Annotated in this window: 14 protein-coding genes; 4 read left to right on the plus strand and 10 right to left on the minus strand. The window is 60.6% G+C overall.

Annotated features, from left to right (window positions below; all coding sequences use genetic code 11):
- The 6 genes from FEV53_RS10165 to FEV53_RS10190 form a co-directional block, all read right to left on the minus strand.
- Window positions 1-236: helix-turn-helix domain-containing protein (locus FEV53_RS10165; RefSeq protein WP_425465470.1), on the minus strand; the 236-nt coding region annotated here is incomplete at its 3' end.
- 613 nt (window positions 237-849) lie between these two features.
- Window positions 850-1,743, minus strand: coding sequence for a DUF2927 domain-containing protein (locus tag FEV53_RS10170; protein ID WP_246100781.1), 894 nt, complete (start codon window positions 1,741-1,743; stop codon window positions 850-852).
- An 85-nt stretch (window positions 1,744-1,828) separates the two neighbouring features.
- Window positions 1,829-2,989: a toxic anion resistance protein gene (locus tag FEV53_RS10175; protein WP_142834711.1), complete on the minus strand. Its 1,161-nt coding sequence runs from the start codon at window positions 2,987-2,989 to the stop codon at window positions 1,829-1,831.
- A complete protein-coding gene (locus FEV53_RS10180) occupies window positions 2,986-3,855 on the minus strand; it encodes a 5-bromo-4-chloroindolyl phosphate hydrolysis family protein (protein WP_142834712.1) in 870 nt (289 codons plus the stop codon). The genes FEV53_RS10175 and FEV53_RS10180 overlap by 4 nt, the downstream gene beginning before the upstream one ends.
- The gene (locus FEV53_RS10185) at window positions 3,855-4,061 is read right to left on the minus strand and encodes a hypothetical protein (RefSeq protein WP_142834713.1); all 207 of its coding nucleotides are present in this window, start codon (window positions 4,059-4,061) and stop codon (window positions 3,855-3,857) included. The genes FEV53_RS10180 and FEV53_RS10185 overlap by 1 nt, the downstream gene beginning before the upstream one ends.
- 58 nt (window positions 4,062-4,119) lie before the next feature.
- Window positions 4,120-4,974, minus strand: a complete 855-nt coding sequence (locus FEV53_RS10190; protein WP_142834714.1) for a TerC family protein — start codon at window positions 4,972-4,974, stop codon at window positions 4,120-4,122.
- A gap of 196 nt (window positions 4,975-5,170) precedes the next feature.
- On the opposite strand from FEV53_RS10190, the gene FEV53_RS10195 reads away from it, so the two are divergent.
- The gene (locus tag FEV53_RS10195; RefSeq protein ID WP_185962163.1) at window positions 5,171-6,103 is read left to right on the plus strand and encodes a SphA family protein; all 933 of its coding nucleotides are present in this window, start codon (window positions 5,171-5,173) and stop codon (window positions 6,101-6,103) included.
- A 6-nt stretch (window positions 6,104-6,109) separates the two neighbouring features.
- On the opposite strand, the gene bchJ is transcribed toward FEV53_RS10195, so the two are convergent.
- From bchJ to FEV53_RS10210, 3 genes are all read right to left on the minus strand, one after another.
- Window positions 6,110-6,688, minus strand: a complete 579-nt coding sequence (gene bchJ, locus FEV53_RS10200) for a bacteriochlorophyll 4-vinyl reductase (protein ID WP_142834716.1) — start codon at window positions 6,686-6,688, stop codon at window positions 6,110-6,112.
- A complete protein-coding gene (gene bchE / locus FEV53_RS10205; RefSeq protein ID WP_142834717.1) occupies window positions 6,681-8,345 on the minus strand; it encodes a magnesium-protoporphyrin IX monomethyl ester anaerobic oxidative cyclase in 1,665 nt (554 codons plus the stop codon). Before bchE ends, bchJ begins: the two co-directional genes overlap by 8 nt.
- Window positions 8,346-8,495: 150 nt before the next feature.
- Window positions 8,496-10,883, minus strand: a complete 2,388-nt coding sequence (locus tag FEV53_RS10210; protein ID WP_142834718.1) for a membrane-bound PQQ-dependent dehydrogenase, glucose/quinate/shikimate family — start codon at window positions 10,881-10,883, stop codon at window positions 8,496-8,498.
- Between the two features lie 252 nt (window positions 10,884-11,135).
- Here FEV53_RS10210 and FEV53_RS10215 point away from each other — a divergent pair, with 252 nt between their 5' ends.
- Both FEV53_RS10215 and FEV53_RS10220 read left to right on the plus strand, forming a co-directional pair.
- A complete protein-coding gene (locus tag FEV53_RS10215; RefSeq protein ID WP_142834719.1) occupies window positions 11,136-12,440 on the plus strand; it encodes an extracellular solute-binding protein in 1,305 nt (434 codons plus the stop codon).
- Window positions 12,441-12,530: 90 nt separating this feature from the next.
- On the plus strand, window positions 12,531-15,107 hold the full coding sequence (locus FEV53_RS10220; protein ID WP_142834720.1) for a hybrid sensor histidine kinase/response regulator: 2,577 nt from the start codon (window positions 12,531-12,533) through the stop codon (window positions 15,105-15,107).
- A 3-nt stretch (window positions 15,108-15,110) separates the two neighbouring features.
- On the opposite strand, the gene FEV53_RS10225 is transcribed toward FEV53_RS10220, so the two are convergent.
- On the minus strand, window positions 15,111-15,920 hold the full coding sequence (locus FEV53_RS10225; protein WP_142834721.1) for a pseudouridine synthase: 810 nt from the start codon (window positions 15,918-15,920) through the stop codon (window positions 15,111-15,113).
- A gap of 29 nt (window positions 15,921-15,949) precedes the next feature.
- On the opposite strand from FEV53_RS10225, the gene FEV53_RS10230 reads away from it, so the two are divergent.
- The gene (locus tag FEV53_RS10230) at window positions 15,950-16,405 is read left to right on the plus strand and encodes a nucleoside deaminase (protein ID WP_246100782.1); all 456 of its coding nucleotides are present in this window, start codon (window positions 15,950-15,952) and stop codon (window positions 16,403-16,405) included.
- The last annotated feature ends 2 nt before the right edge of the window (window positions 16,406-16,407 follow it).

A 16,407-nucleotide genomic window follows, 5' to 3' on the forward strand; every position in this document is an offset into this window, starting at 1 on the left:
GTATGACGCCGGAATGCGACAATCATGGCCTCCTCCGCTTCGGTGAGAACGGTCGAACGCGGCTCCCTCGGCCCAGTCTTCAAGTCCTCCACCGTCGCCCGCTTGCGCCACTTCGCGACGGTCTTGGGATTGATGCCCAGCTCCTTGCTCAGCTGCGCGAGCGAAGCTTGCGATCGCTGTATTGCAGCTCTGACAGCGTGCGTGGTCGAGGCGCTCCCGTGACGAACTTGTCCCATAATGCTTCCTTCCATTCCTGAGAAAGGATCACACCATCAAACCGTGGGATCAAACAACTAGGCTTGTAGCGCGCGCGATTGGCTCCACATAGGCCGACGCGATCATGACCACCGCCCGGCCCAACAATGCGCCACGCCACGCGCACCCAGTGCTACCGTCTCCGCCGGATCGAGCCGTACCGTAATCATCTGCGACATGAGCGTCATCCTCGTGGATCGTGGATCACCCACCTCAGCACACCAGACGCCACCGGGGCGCGGATATATAATGAAAGCTCCTTGATACAGTACATATAGCCTTGATCCGCTGCATGAAGATAAGGATCAATGCCTGGGGTCGGCGCTGTTCGCGTGGGGCTATCCAAGTGGAACTGGCGCCGAATCGGTGCTGCGGTGCAATGTCCTCTATAAATTGGTCGACAGGCCTTTTGTCTTGCCGAGGCCGGGTGCGGGCAATCCTGCTGCGAGGGGGGCTGGCGATGGACTGCCGCGGTGCCATGTCCGATGTCAGCCACATGATTTGCGAATTTCAAGGCACCTCGACAGGGTTCGAGGAGGTGCCGCCCGGTTTCTTCAAATGCTCAGGGCCGCCTTGTCAGGCATCGGAGAGGACTCAGTAGCTGCCGCCCGCGCGCTCCTCTGCGATGAGGCGAACGAGGGGGCGAGCTTCTTCGAGGCTCATCCCGGCGCGCAGACGCGGATCGTACAGAATGCCCATCAATCTTTCGTCCATGTCGGTCAGGAGCGCAAATTCCTCGTCATCGTTAAAGATCGAGGGGCGTGCGCGAGGGCTGTCATTCGACATCCCCAACCCTTGGGCGATTTCCTCGTGGTAACAAGATTGCCGCAACAAGTCTGGGTGTTCCGCGCGGATGATAGAGATGGCACGCGAGTATTTGTTATTGTTGAAATTATCGACGGCGAACACGACGCAGTATGTGGTCTGTGGGAGGTCGAGCAACGTATTCAGGGCCTGGTCGGTCAGTCCCGGTGCGAGCCGCTTCAGCTCTGGTCCGAGCGATCGGCGTTCATCTTCGTCGACCACAAAGATGATGAAGTTCCCGCCACTTCCGACAGTCGAGACGGGGTGCCCGGTGGCCCGGGACAGCCGGTCAGCGTAGCTGCGCACCTCGGCCCGGTCTGAGGCTTCCATTTCCGCAGGGACGGAGTCGCCGAAGCGCATTTCGATCCGCACCGGTTTGTCAAAACGGCGCAGATTTGCACGGGTGAGCTGGGCGGTGTGGACACCGCTGTTGGGCGCGTATTCCTCATAAAAGGCCAGATCGAAGAATGTGCGCGCGAGCCTGTCCGCGTCCCACGGCGTGTCGGCGCCACCCCGATCCGTGCGCAACAGGCCTTGCCGCAGGAGCCGGTTCTGGACGAGCTGATAATAGTCGCCCAGCGTGCTATCCTGAGGGCGAGCCGGCTTTTGCGTGTGGGCCGCTGGCGCCGGCGGTACCGGAGAGACCGGCGCAGGGAGCGCAGCGGTTTCAAGCGGCGGCGCCACGGGAGGTTCCGCCATAAATTGTTGAGCGCAGCCAGCCAGTGTAAACAGGCCGAGAGTTGCCAGGGTGAGTTTGCTCGTCATGTTGTCAAATCGCCTGCTCGACCTTTTGAGACTTCGCGCGGGACAGTGTGTCGCGCAGCTCGGCTTCCAGTTTGACGAGATCCTGTTCAGCCGTCTGACGGGCTTGCTTCCCGGCATCGGCAATGGCGAGGCTGTCCTCGATCGTGGCAATCAGCTCGGCATTGGCGGCCTTCACCGCCTCAATGTCAAAGGCACCCCGCTCAACCTCCGTACGGACTTTCGCATTGGCCTCGCGGAGGTTCTTCGCGTTGGAAGTCAGCAGTTCATTCGTCAGATCTGTCGCCTCGCGCACCGCATCGGCGGCGTCTTCGCTGCGCTGGATCGTCACCGCCTGTGCCAGCTGGGTCTCCCAGAGGGGCACGGTGTTGACGAGCGTAGAGTTGATCTTCACGACCAGCGACTTGTCGTTCTCCTGCACCAGCCGGATCGAGGGGAGGGATTGCATGGTGACCTGTCGCGTGAGCTTCAGGTCATGCACGCGGCGGTCCAGATCATCGCGGGCGGTGCGCAGATCGCGCAGGGCTTGCGCGTCGATCATGTCGTCGCCCTGCCCGTCGCTTGCCGCAGCTTCGGCGGCAGGGATCGTCTCGGCATCGAGCTGTCGCAGCTTTTCCTCACCGGCGGCAATATAGAGCGCCAGTTCCTCGTAGAATGCCAGTGTCTTGTCGTAGAGCAGGTCCAGCGCTTTGATATCCTTCAGGAGCTGGTGCTCATGCCCGTGCAGTGTGGTCGTGATCTCGTCAATCTGCGACTGCACATCCTCGTATTTCGCCATGAAGCGGCCAATGGGCGCGGCGCGGCCCAGAAGCTTTTCAAAGAAGGTCCGCTTGCGCCGGACATCGAGCTCTTCGGAGGAAAAGCCCCGGATCGCGGCGACCATCTCGCGCAGGCTGTCGCCCGCCGGACCGGCATCCTTTGCCTTCACGTCGGCCAGCATGGATTGGCTGATCTTTTGCAGCTCTAGTTGCGCCGGGGCGCCAAACCCGATGATCGAGCCGGTGTCGCTCATGTCGATCTGCGACAAACGCTGATCGATGGCGGCGCGGGTCTCGCCGTCCGCCTCAGCGTAGACGGGCACGTTGGTGGCCCGCGGCGCGGCGAGTTCTTCGAGCGCATCGATGTCTTCCTGCATCTTCGCAACAGCGGTTTTGGGTGTCTCACTCATTCCGTTTCCTCCAGGGCTTTCAAAGCCAGCCCTTCGCGGTCCAGACGCTCGCGCAGCACATCAATCTCGATGCCGAGATCGGCGCGATCGTCCAGCAACAATGTTTCTGTCCGTTGTGCGAAACCCTGATCCAGATCGTCGAGCAACGCAACAAGTTGCGCGCGATCCTGCTCAGTTCGAGCCTTTGCGGAGAGATCTGCGTATTTCCGCGCTGCCTCCTGCGCGCCGAGCAGGTACACGCCGAGCCACCGGCGCGCCTGGGGCAAGTCGCGGGGGTCCTGCTCGATCCGGCGAAACAGGCGGCGGGCGGTGGCGATAAACTGATCGACGCGGGTGACGAGCTTGCGGTCCCCGGTGCCTTCAATGGCTTTGCGCATGGAGGCGAGGTGGCTTTCGGCTTCGTCCACGGCGCGGGCGACACGTTCCGCCTGCCAGACCGGGGCGCCACCCGGCAGCTTGTTGCGCCAGGGATCGAAGCCAAAGGCACCCACATGGAGCGCTGCTCCCAGCGCTGCCAGCACCAGTCCGCCGCCAATCGAGGGCAGGCCGGCGAGGAACAGGCCGAGGCCCAGCAGAGCGGCGCCGAGAGCCTTGCGCGGCAAGGCCGGTCGGCGCGCGGTGACGCGGGCGAGATAGGCATCCTCTGCCCGCAGGCCGTCACGGGTCAGCTTCGCTGCTGCGATCAGTGCAAAGAACGCTGACAGATCCATCGCGAGGCCCGATGGATCTTGCCCCCATCCGGTAAACAGCAGTGGGATCGGCGCGATGAACAGCGCGTTGGCGCGGGCGCCAGCCCGGGACCTGCGCGCTCCGTCCCATGTCGAGGAGGTGCCGGGGGAATGGGGTCCGGTGTATTTCTGCGCCATCAGCCGCCTCCCCAGATCGCCGCGTAGACGATCAGAGCGACGAGCAGCAGGTAGGACAAACGTTGCATCGGGGGATCTCCCGCTCGGGTCAGGGTTCGGAGCCCGGTGCCCGCCTGACGGGCGGCCGGGCTGACGTGCCGGATAACCCCGCTCAGAACCACTGCGCCAAGGAAGGCGATGAGGGCGATCAGGATCAGGCGCGGCATCTTCGTCTCCGGTTGTTAACACCTTTGACATAGGATGCCGCACTCCGTGCGGCTAGGGTCAGCCGTGCAGAGATCCACCGCTTTGGGCTTTGCGCTCCGCGGCCAGCTTCCGGGAATAGCCGGACTGGATGATCTCGACGGCAAAGAGCACCAGCACCGAGAAATAGAAGGTCGATTTTGACATCGGCACGATCTCGTAGCCAAAGACCTTCAGGGCCAGATCCTTGGCGCTGTCATGATCCATGCCCATGGCCTCGGCGCCATGCACGGCAGCCTGCCCCGCTTCGCCCAGCAGAACCACGCCCACGATCAGCAGGATGAACAGGCCCAGAACCTCGAACATGCGGTTTTTCTGGATAAAGGCCGTCACCCAGTCCGCGAGCAGCAGCATCAGCAGGCCCGACAGGACGATTGCGGTGGCCAGGACTGGGAAGACATCGGTGATTGCCAGTGCCGACAGCACGGAGTCGAAGGAAAAGATCAGGTTCATGAACACGATCAGCAGGACAACCTGCAGGGCCGATTTTCCGGATTTCCCTTCGATATCGGCGTGGGTATCCTCGACCGAGAGCAGGTGAGCGATCTCCTTGACCGCCGTGTACATGATGAAGATGCCGCCGAAGATGAAGACCACGGTCGAGAAGTTGACGCCGCCGGTCAGCACGCCCTCCCAGTCGAATATGTAGAACGGATCGGACAGGGCGTCGATCAGGCGCACCATCACGAAGAGCAGCACGACGCGAGAGGCCACGGCGATGATGATGCCCCAGAAGCGCACTGATTTCTGCTGCGCGACCGGTGCCCGCTGGGACTCGATCGAGATGTAGAGCAGGTTGTCGAAGCCCAGAACCGCTTGCAGAAACAGCAGCATCAGCAGGTTGCCGGCATTTTCGATGGTCAGAAGATCAGCCATCCGTCCCTCCGTGTATCAGTTTCGCAGGGACCTAGCGCGACGTGGCGGGCATGTCACGCCGCCCGGTCCCGATTTGGCGAAACACCTCTTCGGAAGATGCTCCGAGCGGATCGGTTCTCTCATGACAGGTCAAGTGTTAGACTGCTCGTGGAGATGGAATCGCGCCAAATTTAGGTCAATCCAGTGGGGAAAGACCATGCGTTACATACCTGCTATACTTGCCATGTCACTTACCCCGCTGGTTGTCAGTCCGGCTGCCGCTGTTGAAAGTGGGTTCAGCCTGTATTTGCCGGGTGCCGCCGGTGATATCGTGTTGGCCCAGTCACCCGAACCGGGCCTGCAGGTGGCCTTTACCGCGCTTTATTGCAGTGGCGAGGTTGATGAGGTCGTTGCGCAGGGCAAGTTGAACTTTGGTGTGGATCTCGACCTGTCGCTGGGGATCCTTTCTGCCAGCTACACATTCGATCAGGAGGTCTTTGGCGGCACCTACACTGTCGGGGCGGCCTTGCCTGTGGGACGGGCGGATCTGGACGCGACGCTGACCAGTCGCCTCGGTAATCGCAGCGTGTCGGTCAATGATGACTCTTTTTCCATCGGTGACATGGCCATCACCCCGATCCAGCTGAACTGGAGCAGCGGCCGCTTCTCCTACAAGTTGGCGGAGACGATTTTCATCCCCACCGGAGGCTATGACAAGGATGACGTGGTCAATGTTGGGCTCAATCGCTGGGGCTTCGACACCACATTTGCTATGACCTATTTCAACGAGGTCACGAAGACGGAGTTTTCCATCGCGCCCGGCCTGCTGTTCAATCTCGAGAACGATGACACTGATTACGACTCCGGCGACGAATTTCACGTGGATTTCACCGTCAATCAGTTCCTGAGCGATACGCTCGCGGTCGGTCTGCGCGGGTACTACTACCGGCAAATCAGCGATGATAGTGGCTCAGGCGCGCGTCTGGGCGGCTTTCGTGGGAAAGGGGCCGGGATCGGGCCGGGCTTTGTCTGGTTCCCGAAATTTGCCGGGGGCCAGCTCTCCGTGCTCGGGAAGTACATCCATGATTTCGAGACGAAAAACCGCTTTGACGGGGACCTGACGACCCTGACGGCCGCGTGGAAGTTCTGAGAAAAGCTAGGACCTGTGAAGGGTAAAGTGGCAGGTGGCGTGACCCGGCTGGGCGCCACACGTGGTCTCGGTGCAGGTGCAACCGGGGTGGACAAGTGTCTGATAGAGATGCGCAAACACTGCGGCGTGCCAGTGACACAGCGGCACGTCGCTGGTCTCGCCCGCGATGAGCGGGTTGTGACGGATTTCGAAATCCCACGGATCGATGGCGCGGAACTGGCCGGATCCAGCGAAGGTCCAGGCGTGTTTCGTGATCGCGCGGGACAGGGCGCGGGCGGCCAGCGGCGCCGGCAGGGCCTGCAGTAGCATTTGCGCGGGCCGGGGGATGCGGTGGGCGAGGATGTATCGCGCCGTATCGCGCCCCGCGGCGGCGGCCAGTTCGGATGCGAGATCAGGAAGCTCAGTCCGCAACAGCCGGTGCAGCCGCGCGGCCTCTCCCTCGGGGATCATCTCTGTGCCGTCGGGGATCGTCGCCCCGGCGCGGGCCAGCATTCCCTCCGCGTCACCCAGACGGGCGAGCTGGGGCAGGAGTTGCAGGATGGCGTTGGGGCCAATCAGCCCCGCCGCCCTTTCGTCCTCAGACATCCTCCATCTGCTGTGTGCCGCCGCCACAGGCGCGGATCTCGGCGCCGTTTGGCATCTTGAAGCCCTCTCCCCGCTCGGTCGCGCGCTCTTTCATCTGCGCCCGCACCGCTTCGCGGCGCTCGGCGGCGCGGGCGGCCTTGTCGGCGGAGGCCTCCCAGTCTTCGAGCTGCGCCTCGGCCAGCTGCCGGGTCTCATCGAAGTGGAAATCCACCGATTTCTTCGTCTGCGGGCCCCAATAGCCAGCCTTTCCGAGATCATAGAACGTCCGCTGGAACCCGGCCTTCATGAAGGCATAGAGGCAGCCCAACAGATACCGCCGCCGGAAGCCTGTGCCGCGCCACGGATAGTGGAACAGGGCTTTGCGGGAATAGAAACGCCGGTAATTGTTCATCACCCGGTCGAGCAGTTCCCCCCGCTCCATGGCGGCGGGCTTCATGATCGGGGTGACGAAGTTGTATTTGGAGAAGTCATAGACCTCTACCTGATCCTTCAGCTCCTGAAAGAGCGGGGTAAAGGGCCAGGGCGTGTACATGGACCAGTTCGCCAGATCCGGCTGCCAGTCCCAGGCCATGCGGTAGGTTTCCTCCAGCGTCTCAGCGGTCTCATTGTCGAGTCCGACGATAAACTGCGCCTCCACAAGGATATCAGCCTCGCGCAAGAGACGGATCGCAGTCTTGTTCTCGTCGACCTTGGTTTCCTTGTTGAACTGGTCGAGCTTCATCTGCGCGGCGGCCTCGGTGCCCAACGACACATGGACCAACCCGGCCTTGCGGTAGAATTTCAGCAGGTCGCGGTCGCGGTAGATATCCGTAACTCGCGTGTTGATCCCCCATTTTACCCGCTTGGGCAGGTCACGGTCGATCAGCTCCTGGCAGAAAGCGATGAATTTGCGTTTGTTGATCGTGGGCTCTTCGTCAGCGAGGATAAAGAACCCTACGCCGTGGTTCTCGACCAGATCCTCGATCTCATCCACCACATCCTTGGGGTCGCGCACGCGGTAGTCGCGCCAGAATTTCCACTGGCTGCAGAAGGAACAGGTGAAGGGGCATCCGCGCGCGAGGTTCGGGATCGCCACCCGGGTGCCCAGCGGGATGTAGATGTATTTGCTCCACTCCAGCACCGTCCAGTCGGGCTTGATCTTGCTGAGATCCTTGACCGTCGACGCGGCGGGGGTGGAGACGATCTCCTCTCCGTCGCGAAACGCGAGACCTCTGATCTTATGGCGATCCGCAGGCCAGCGCCCGTCCTCGATGGCCAGCATCAGCTCGGTGCAGATCTCTTCGCCCTCGCCGCGCACGATGACGTCGATCCAAGGCGCCTCGGAGAGGACCTGCTTGAACATGAAGGTCGCATGAACGCCGCCCAGCACCCTCACCGCGTCCGGCGCCACATCGCGGGCGATCTTTAACACATCTTCGGCGCGGTAAATCGACGGGGTGATGGCGGTGACACCGACCACATCGGGCCGCAGCTCTGCGATCTGGATCGCGAGATCTGCGTCCTCAATATTGTCTGTCATGGCATCGATGAAATGCACATCGTCAAAGCCCGCTTGTCGGAGATGACCCGTCAGATAGGCCACCCAGGCCGGGGGCCATGTTCCGGCGATTTCGGCGCCGCCTGAGCGGTAGTTCGGGTGTACAAATAGAATCCGCATGTCACTCTCCGATGTGTAAATCATGCTTAACACATCTACTGTAAGATAAATTTGACATATATCAACCGGAGAGTTTCCCGGGCACCAGCAAAAGAAATCAGGCCGCCCGGTGAGGGGCGGCCTGTCCTTTGAGTTCAGGGGCGTGTTGGTTTAGTTCGACCCCTCGGGCAAGGCATAGGCGACCACATAGTCACCCCAGTCATTCGGGTTATACCGTGCACCGCTGGCGGTGATAACGATATACTGGCGACCGTCTTTGCCAACGTAGCTCATCGGCTTGGACTGGCTGCCGGAGGGCAGTTCGTCTTCCCAGAGCAACTCGCCCGTTTCCACGTGATAGGCCCGCATGCCGTAGTCGTAGAACCCGCCAAACCACACGATGTCGCCGGTGATGATCGGACCACCCAGCGGCGGGACGCCAATGTAGAAGGGCACCGGGACTGTAGGCATGCTGCCGACCGCAAGATTTTTGGTCGTCCCGGAAGGCTGACGCCAGACTTCCTCACCCGAGTTCAGGTCGATGGCGGTCACATAGCCCCAGGGAGGTTCCTGGCAGGGGAAGCCCAGCGGCGACACGAAGCCTCCGCGCTCCATAGTGTAGGGCGTGTCGCCCATAGGGTGCCACTGCCCCGCCTCGCCGGTATATTCCGCATCCTCAGGCTTGTTCTCCGTGAGCAGGAGCCGCTGGACAAAGGCCAGTTTCATCCCGACCACCACCATCAGATTGCGCTTTTCGTCGATGCCCGCTGAACCGTAGTTCATGCCGCCCTGCGGACCCGGGTAGATCAGGCTCCAGTCCAGCGCCGGCGTGGTGAAATCCCCATCATAGCGCAGCTTGCGGAACTGGATGCGGCAGAGCATCTGATCAATGGGGGTCGCGCCCCACATATCCCGCTCGCGCAAGGGCGTGGCACCCACTGCGGCGATGTCTGGCGAATAGGGCTGGGTACTGGCGTACCGCTCGCCCTCGATCGATCCGTCAGATTCGGGGACCGCCCGCTCTTCCACGGGCTTGATCGGTTCGCCTGTTCTGCGGTCCAGCACAAAGGTCTGCGAGCGTTTGGTGGTCTGGATGAGCGCCGGGATCGTACCGCCCTCACCGTCCGGCACGTCAGCCAAAACCGGCTGAGAGGGCACGTCATAGTCCCACAGGTCATGGTGGACGGTCTGGAAGTGCCAGACCACATCGCCGGTGGACAGATCAAGCGCCACGACTGACGAGCTGTATTTCTCATCGAAATCCCGGCGGTAGGCTCCGTAGATATCGGGGGACGCGTTGCCCATGGGCAGGTAGACCATGTTCAGTTCTTCGTCATAGGACAGAAGCGACCAGGCGTTGGGCGTGCCCGGCGTGTAGGTCCGTCCCCCGGACGGCACGTCTTTGAGGTCAGGCTGCCCCATATCCCAGACCCAGGCCATTTTGCCCGTCTTTGCGTCATAGGCCCGGATCACACCGGACGGATTGTTGACTTGAATGTTGTCGGTTACGCGACCGCCAACAACGATGACGCCATTAGCGACAATGGGTCCGGAGGAGTTGGTGAGATACTCAAAATTCTCATCCTTCGGGCCAAAACCGGGCCACAGATCCACCGTGCCGCCGTCACCGAAGGTTTCGCAGGGCTCGCCGGTGTCGGCGCGCACAGAGATCAGGCGGGCGTCAACGGTGGTTTCCACAAGACGCGGGCCGCACTGGTCGCCTTCGCCCGGATCGAACCAGCCCAGCGACCGGCAGCGCTTCCAGTCGGTGGATTCGGCCTCTGGGTCAAACTGCCACTTGATCTCACCCGTTACGCCATCAATGGCGCTGATCTGGCCGGAATGGGCGCATTGGTAGATCGTCCCGTCTATATAAAGCGGTGTGTTCTGATCCTGCTCGAAATTGCTCTGATCAACGACAAAGCCTGTGCGCGCTGTCCACGCGACCTCAAGCTGGTCGATGTTTTCGGGCGTAATCTGGTCGAACGGCGCATAGCTCGCGCCACCGCCGGTGCGGCCCCAGTTCGGCCAGTCATTCCCGGCAGCAGCCGTCGTTTTCGACACCTCGCCTTCAGCGAAATCAATGTCGTTCTGAACAACACCGTGGGGGAAAAGCGTTGCCGCCAGAAACGCGGCAAATCCCGCCATGAAGGCTAGCCCACCAAGAACGAAACCACCTGTCTTGTAAGGTCGCCCGCCCTCGGGCCGGATGAAGGGAACAACAAGAAGAACGGCCCCACCAAGGAAAATCGGGGCGACCAGACGCGGCAGCAGCGCCCAGAAATCCAGCCCAGATTCCCAGAAGGACCAAATGGCTGTGCCGATGAAAACCAGCATGTAGAGCCAGACGCCGACCATGCGACCTTGAAACAGGGTGATCGCAGCGGCCGTCAGACCGAGACCGGCGATGGTGTAATACCATGACCCCCCGAGGGTGATCAGGTAGATGCCACCGAAAAATAGGGGCAGGCCGGCGATGGCGAGGAGCACGGCGACCGCCCGGACGAGCAGGCTCGTCCCCGTCTTGTGGCGCTGCGCATCGGCAACAGATTGTGACATACAGATCTCCAGAAAGATTTTGACGTACCAGTAGACAATGCGAGGCTCCGGTTCCGGTTCCGGTTCCGGTTGAATTTCTGCCGAATTGGTCACGCCCAACGGCGCTGAAGCTGTCAGCATCTCCGAGCGGTCTGTCACATCCGTAAGTCGCCGCTTCGGCCGATTTTTATTAGATTTTTACGTTACGTTAACCATCTGCGTTCACCCTCAGTTAATAATTAGGCCAATAAAGTCGCCCGATGGAGGTGTCCGATGCGTATTCTGACGGCGAACGGTACGACTAGACCTTCGGCAGCCGCATTGTTTGGCAGGTTCCGGCAGATCATACAAAGTCTCGTTGCATCGACGTTGATCGGGCTCCCGACGCCAGCCCTGGTCCGGGCTGAGGTACCCTATCTCGAAATGCTGCATCTCTGGGCGACCGACGAGGAACACTTCGCTCTTGATGCGTTCGGCCAGGCGGTACGGCGCATGGGGGTTGATTGGCAGGAACAGGTCACGACAACGAATTTCACTGGTGTGAAATCAATCCTCTCCGAGCGGTTGACCCTTGGGGTTCCGCCGACCGCAGTCCAGTGGATCGGTGGTCGGGAGGATGTGCTCGCGCTCCATGACGCAGGGGTATTCCGCCTAATTTCGTCTGAGCATTTTGACAATCTCCGGCTGGAGGGAATGCGCCCGGAGATTGCAGAGATTGTCTCGCATCAGGATGGATACCTGCTGCTGCCGACCGGCATCCATCTCTTGAGTCATGTGATTTATAATCAAGATGTGCTCGACGCCATCGGTGCAGAAGTCCCCCAAGACTGGGACGCGTTTATCGCCGCTGCCGAAGCAGCGCGCGAGGCGGGTTATTTCGGTCTCGCAATCTCAGACGAGCGCTGGCAGTTGCGTAACCTGATGCATGGGCTGTTAATCTCCGAACTCACTCTGGCTGGATTTCGCAGTCTGACAGTGGATTTTGACGAGCAGGGCTTTGAGATCAGAGATGTGGAGCGGGCCTTCCAGAGTCTCCGCCGGTTGCAACCTCTGGCCAATCCGAACGAGGCCGAATTACCCTGGGCCGAAGCGGTTGGTCTCACGGCGTCGGGTCGGGCGATGGCGAGCGTCATCGGCGATTTCGCCTCACCCCTCTTGCCGGAAGATGGCAACTTTACGTGCGGATTGCCGCCAGGGAATGACTATTATCTTTGGGCATTCGATACCTTCGCACTGGTCGACCTCGCCGAACCGGCGGCGATCGCGGGGCAACGCGCGCTCGTGAGCGCGGTCTCAGATCCTGCAAACCAGACTCTCTATATCACCCGCAAAGGCGGCATTCCGGCCTTTCAGGGTGTCGACTCCAGTGCTTTGAACGGCTGTTCGCAGGTCTCCGCATCCATCTGGGAAAGTTCCCGCCCGCGTCTGTTCCTGCCGTCCCGTGCCTGGACCCAGAATATGAATGTGATCTCCAATGTCGCTCGGACCTTCTGGCGTGATCCGCAGATGACGGCGCAGGACGCTGCGGAACGGGTAACGGAAAAGCTGAGTGCGCTCAGCCTGCTAGAGAAGTCTTGACCCGTGGCAACGGCGCACACGGGCGGGCAGGGATCTGACGAAACATCGTCACCCCGCCGATTGCGTGACCGGCTTACATTTGGGCTGATCATGCTTTTCACGCTGGCCAGTATGATGGCCATTTCCTGGCTCATCGCTTCCTTTCTGTCCCTTCAAAGCCTCGTGAGCGGCACCGGTCGCTACATGGAGTCGTGGAATACCATTGGACGTACGGTTGAATACGTCTCCACCCGGACCGAAGGGAATGTCCTGAACACAGTTGCCATCCGCGGCTTACAAGCACGGTTACGGCAAGAACTGGCCACCGAGGCCGAAATTTCCGCAGCGCTCGACGCTGAACTCGACAAAGCCAATGCGTTTTGGCAACTGGCAGGTCTGGATCCGGAGCAGCTTGCGCTTGTCCGGGATGCGATTGCCGACAAATCACTTACTCAGCGCGTTCGAGAGGTTGCTGAGGCAAATCCTGACAGCGTACATTCCAGTCTGTCATTCTGGCCGACCGAGACCTCGGTCATCGTGCGCACCCAAGCGTCCAAAGTCGGCAGCGTGCGGGAGGCATATCTGCAGCCGGCCTTATCCCGGGCGCTGGTCGTACTGGGGCGCATCATATCCGTGGTCTTCGTAATCCTTACCGTGGCTATTGCTCTGGTCTGGAGACTGCTTATGGTGCCTATGCTGACGTCCCTGGAACAGACCCAGGAGGTGCTGCGATCTCAGCAAGACGACCTAAGGCTGGTCCTCGATAATATGCCCGCTCTCGTATGTTGGGTTGGATCTGATCTCAAACTGCAAATCGTCAACCAAACGTTCGCGCGGGAACTGGGTGCCTTGGGCGACCTTGCGGGTCGTTCCGTCGATCAGGTGCTGGGATTACAGAATTGGGCCCGCGTCGCGCCGTTTTTCCAGGCGGCGCTACAGGGCGCGCGGGCAAATTTCGACGCCGAGATCGATACGGTTGAGGGGAAGAAGACGTTCCAAATCAGTCTCGTTCCTGATCGGTCGTGCGGTAATCTCAAAGAGCAACGGGTCTACGTGATGCTGGTGGATGTCGGCGATCGTGTCGAGGTTGAACGGATCCTGCGCCGTAGCCATCAGACTATCAGCAGCACACTGAATTCCATCGGGGACGGAGTGATCGCCCTGGATGAGCATGGCCGGGTGACCCAGTTCAATCAGTTGGCCGAGCGGCTCACGGGTGTCAATCGTGGTACGGCGCAGGGTGAGTTGTTGGGGGATGTGGTCCTTCTTCGCAATCCCCAGACGGGACAGGAACATCATTTTGATGCAGCTCCGATTTCTGGCGAAGGTGCACTCGAGGAAACTCATCTGGATCTCGAACTGGTGCCCCATGGTGGCGGCAAGATTCTCATCGCCTGTTCGGTTGCACCAATTTTCTTCAATGAGAGCCGGGCGAGAGGCGCCGTGATCGTCTTTCGGGACATATCGGTCGAACAAAGTCTACGTGAGCGAGCGCATCAAAGTGATAAGATGAATACCATCGGCCAACTTGCGGGAGGGATTTCTCATGATTTCAACAATATGCTGGGTGGGCTTCTGACGCAGCTGGAGATGCTGCACATTAAGAACGCCGATCGGTTGGATTCGGATTCCGAGATGCTGATCACGTCAATGAACCGGACGATCGACAGGGCCCGGGATCTGACCCGAAACCTTTCAGCCTTTGCGCGGGTTCAAACGCTGGAGTTTTCGGTTGTTGATATCAAGGCAGTCGTCTCAGACGCGCTGCAAATTGTCTCCGAAACGGTTGATCGGCGGGTTCAGCTGAAGTGGGATCCTCCGCAGGAGGCTCTGGCGGTTCGAGGAAATGGCAGCGCGCTGCAAGCGGTTTTGCTGAATGTGGTGCTGAACGGTGTCCAGTCTATGACTGAAGGGGGAAAACTGACGGTTTCCCTCCGTCGAGCGCACATGGCCACGTCTGCGGATCTCCGGTCAACATTCCAGCTCGTTGCTGGTGATTACATCGTTGTGCGGATTGAGGATACCGGCCCCGGGATGACTGCGCGGGAGATAGAGCGGATTTTCGATCCATTCTCACAGCCCAACGCCGGCAGGGGCAGTTCCGGGCTTGGGCTTGCAGCGGCATACGGCACGCTGATCGACCACAAAGGCGGTGCTGAGGTCAACTCGCGGGTTGGTGTCGGAACGGTGTTCGACATCTATCTCCCGGCGACCTCCGCTGACGGCATCGCACCAGCCCCCGCTGTTGCCGACCCGCCCTTGCGGACAGAGAAGCCGCTAATTCTGCTGGTCGATGACGAAGATGGTTTGCGCTCGACCGGTTCCGCTTTCCTGAAGATGCGAAACTATGACGTGCTTACCGCATCTGATGGTCAGGAAGCCGTTGATCTGTACACGGAACACTCTGCTGAGATTGATCTGTGCTTGCTGGACCTGAACCTGCCCAGGCTCAACGGGTATCAGGTCTTCCGGACAATTCGTGAGATCCGCCCGGACTGCCCGGTCGTGTTTGTAACCGGCTTCAGCGGAGAAAAGGAACTGGGCGATCTCGTGCGATGCGGAATGTCCATTCTCCACAAACCGTACAGGCTGAAAGAGCTCGACGCGACAGTTGAGAAAGCGCTATCTGCGCGCCCGCCGGACGAGCCTGTCTTCAACGCAACGAGCGACGTCGAGCGGCTGGCTTGAGCGCTACCGACTTGGTCGAGGTCGGGGACGACGTTTGCGGCCGATATACACCTTTTTGGGGGCTTTTTCCGCAAACCCTTCGGTAGACAGTCCAAGTTGGTCACGCAGAACACGGGGTTTCACCTCTTCGACGGAACCCGGTTTCAGGTCGCCGAGGCGGAAGGGACCGTAGGAAATTCGGATCAGGCGATTCACCCTGAACCCGATCGCCTCCATGGCGCGCCGAATTTCGCGGTTTTTGCCTTCGCGGAGACCGATGGTCACCCAGGCATTGGCACCCTGCTGGCGGTCGAGCTGGATCTCCATCGGCTGGAACCGGATGCCTTCGACCTCAATCCCTTTTCGCAAGGGGGCGAGATCCTCATCTTTGGGGGCGCCATTAATGCGGACGCGATATTTGCGCAGCCAACCGGTTGTGGGTAACTCGAGCCGGCGCTTGATCTCGCCGTCATTGGTAAGCAACAGCAGTCCTTCAGAGGTCAGGTCGAGTCGGCCGACCGAAGACACACGCGGCAGCTCCGGCGGCAGGTTGTCAAACACCGTGGGCCTGCCCTTTTCATCACGGGCCGTCGTCACCAGGCCGGCGGGTTTGTGATAGAGCCAAAGTCGCGGCGCGGCCGGCGGCGCCAGGTCTTCGCCGTCGATTGTGATCTTGTCCGCTTCGGTGACATTCAGCGCAGGGCTGTCGATGCGCTTGCCATTCACGGTGACGCGCCCATCCTCAATCATCCTCTCCGCTTCACGCCGTGAGGCACGGCCCGCGCGGGCGATGATTTTTGCAATACGCTGTCCGGTGGTATTTTCGCTTGCCATGACGAAGCTGGTAGGCTGTCACGGATCATATGGAAAGCCCGTTTCTCTCTCATATGGCTCTCGCACTGGACGAGGCGCGTCGTGCGGCTGATCGGGGCGAAGTGCCCGTGGGCGCGGTTGTGGTGTCTGCCGAGGGGCGCGTGCTCGCGGCGCGGGGCAATGAAACCAGAGCGTTAAACGACCCCTCTGCCCATGCCGAAGTGCAGGCAATCCGCGCGGCCTGCGCGGCACTGGGGCAGGAGCGGCTGCCGGGCGCGTCGCTTTGGGTTACGCTGGAGCCCTGCGCGGCCTGCGCGGGTATCATCGCGGCGGCGCGGATCGCAAAGCTATATTACGGCGCGGCGGACCCGAAATCGGGGGGGGTGGCACACGGTGCGCGGGTCTTCAGCCATGCTCAGTCGCATCATGTGCCCGAGATCTATGACGGACTCGCGGCAGCTGAGTCGGCGGCTTTGTTGCAGGCGTTTTTTCAGGGCAGACGGTGAGG

The sequence above is a fragment of the Palleronia caenipelagi genome, from assembly GCF_007004065.1.
GTDB lineage: Bacteria > Pseudomonadota > Alphaproteobacteria > Rhodobacterales > Rhodobacteraceae > Palleronia > Palleronia caenipelagi.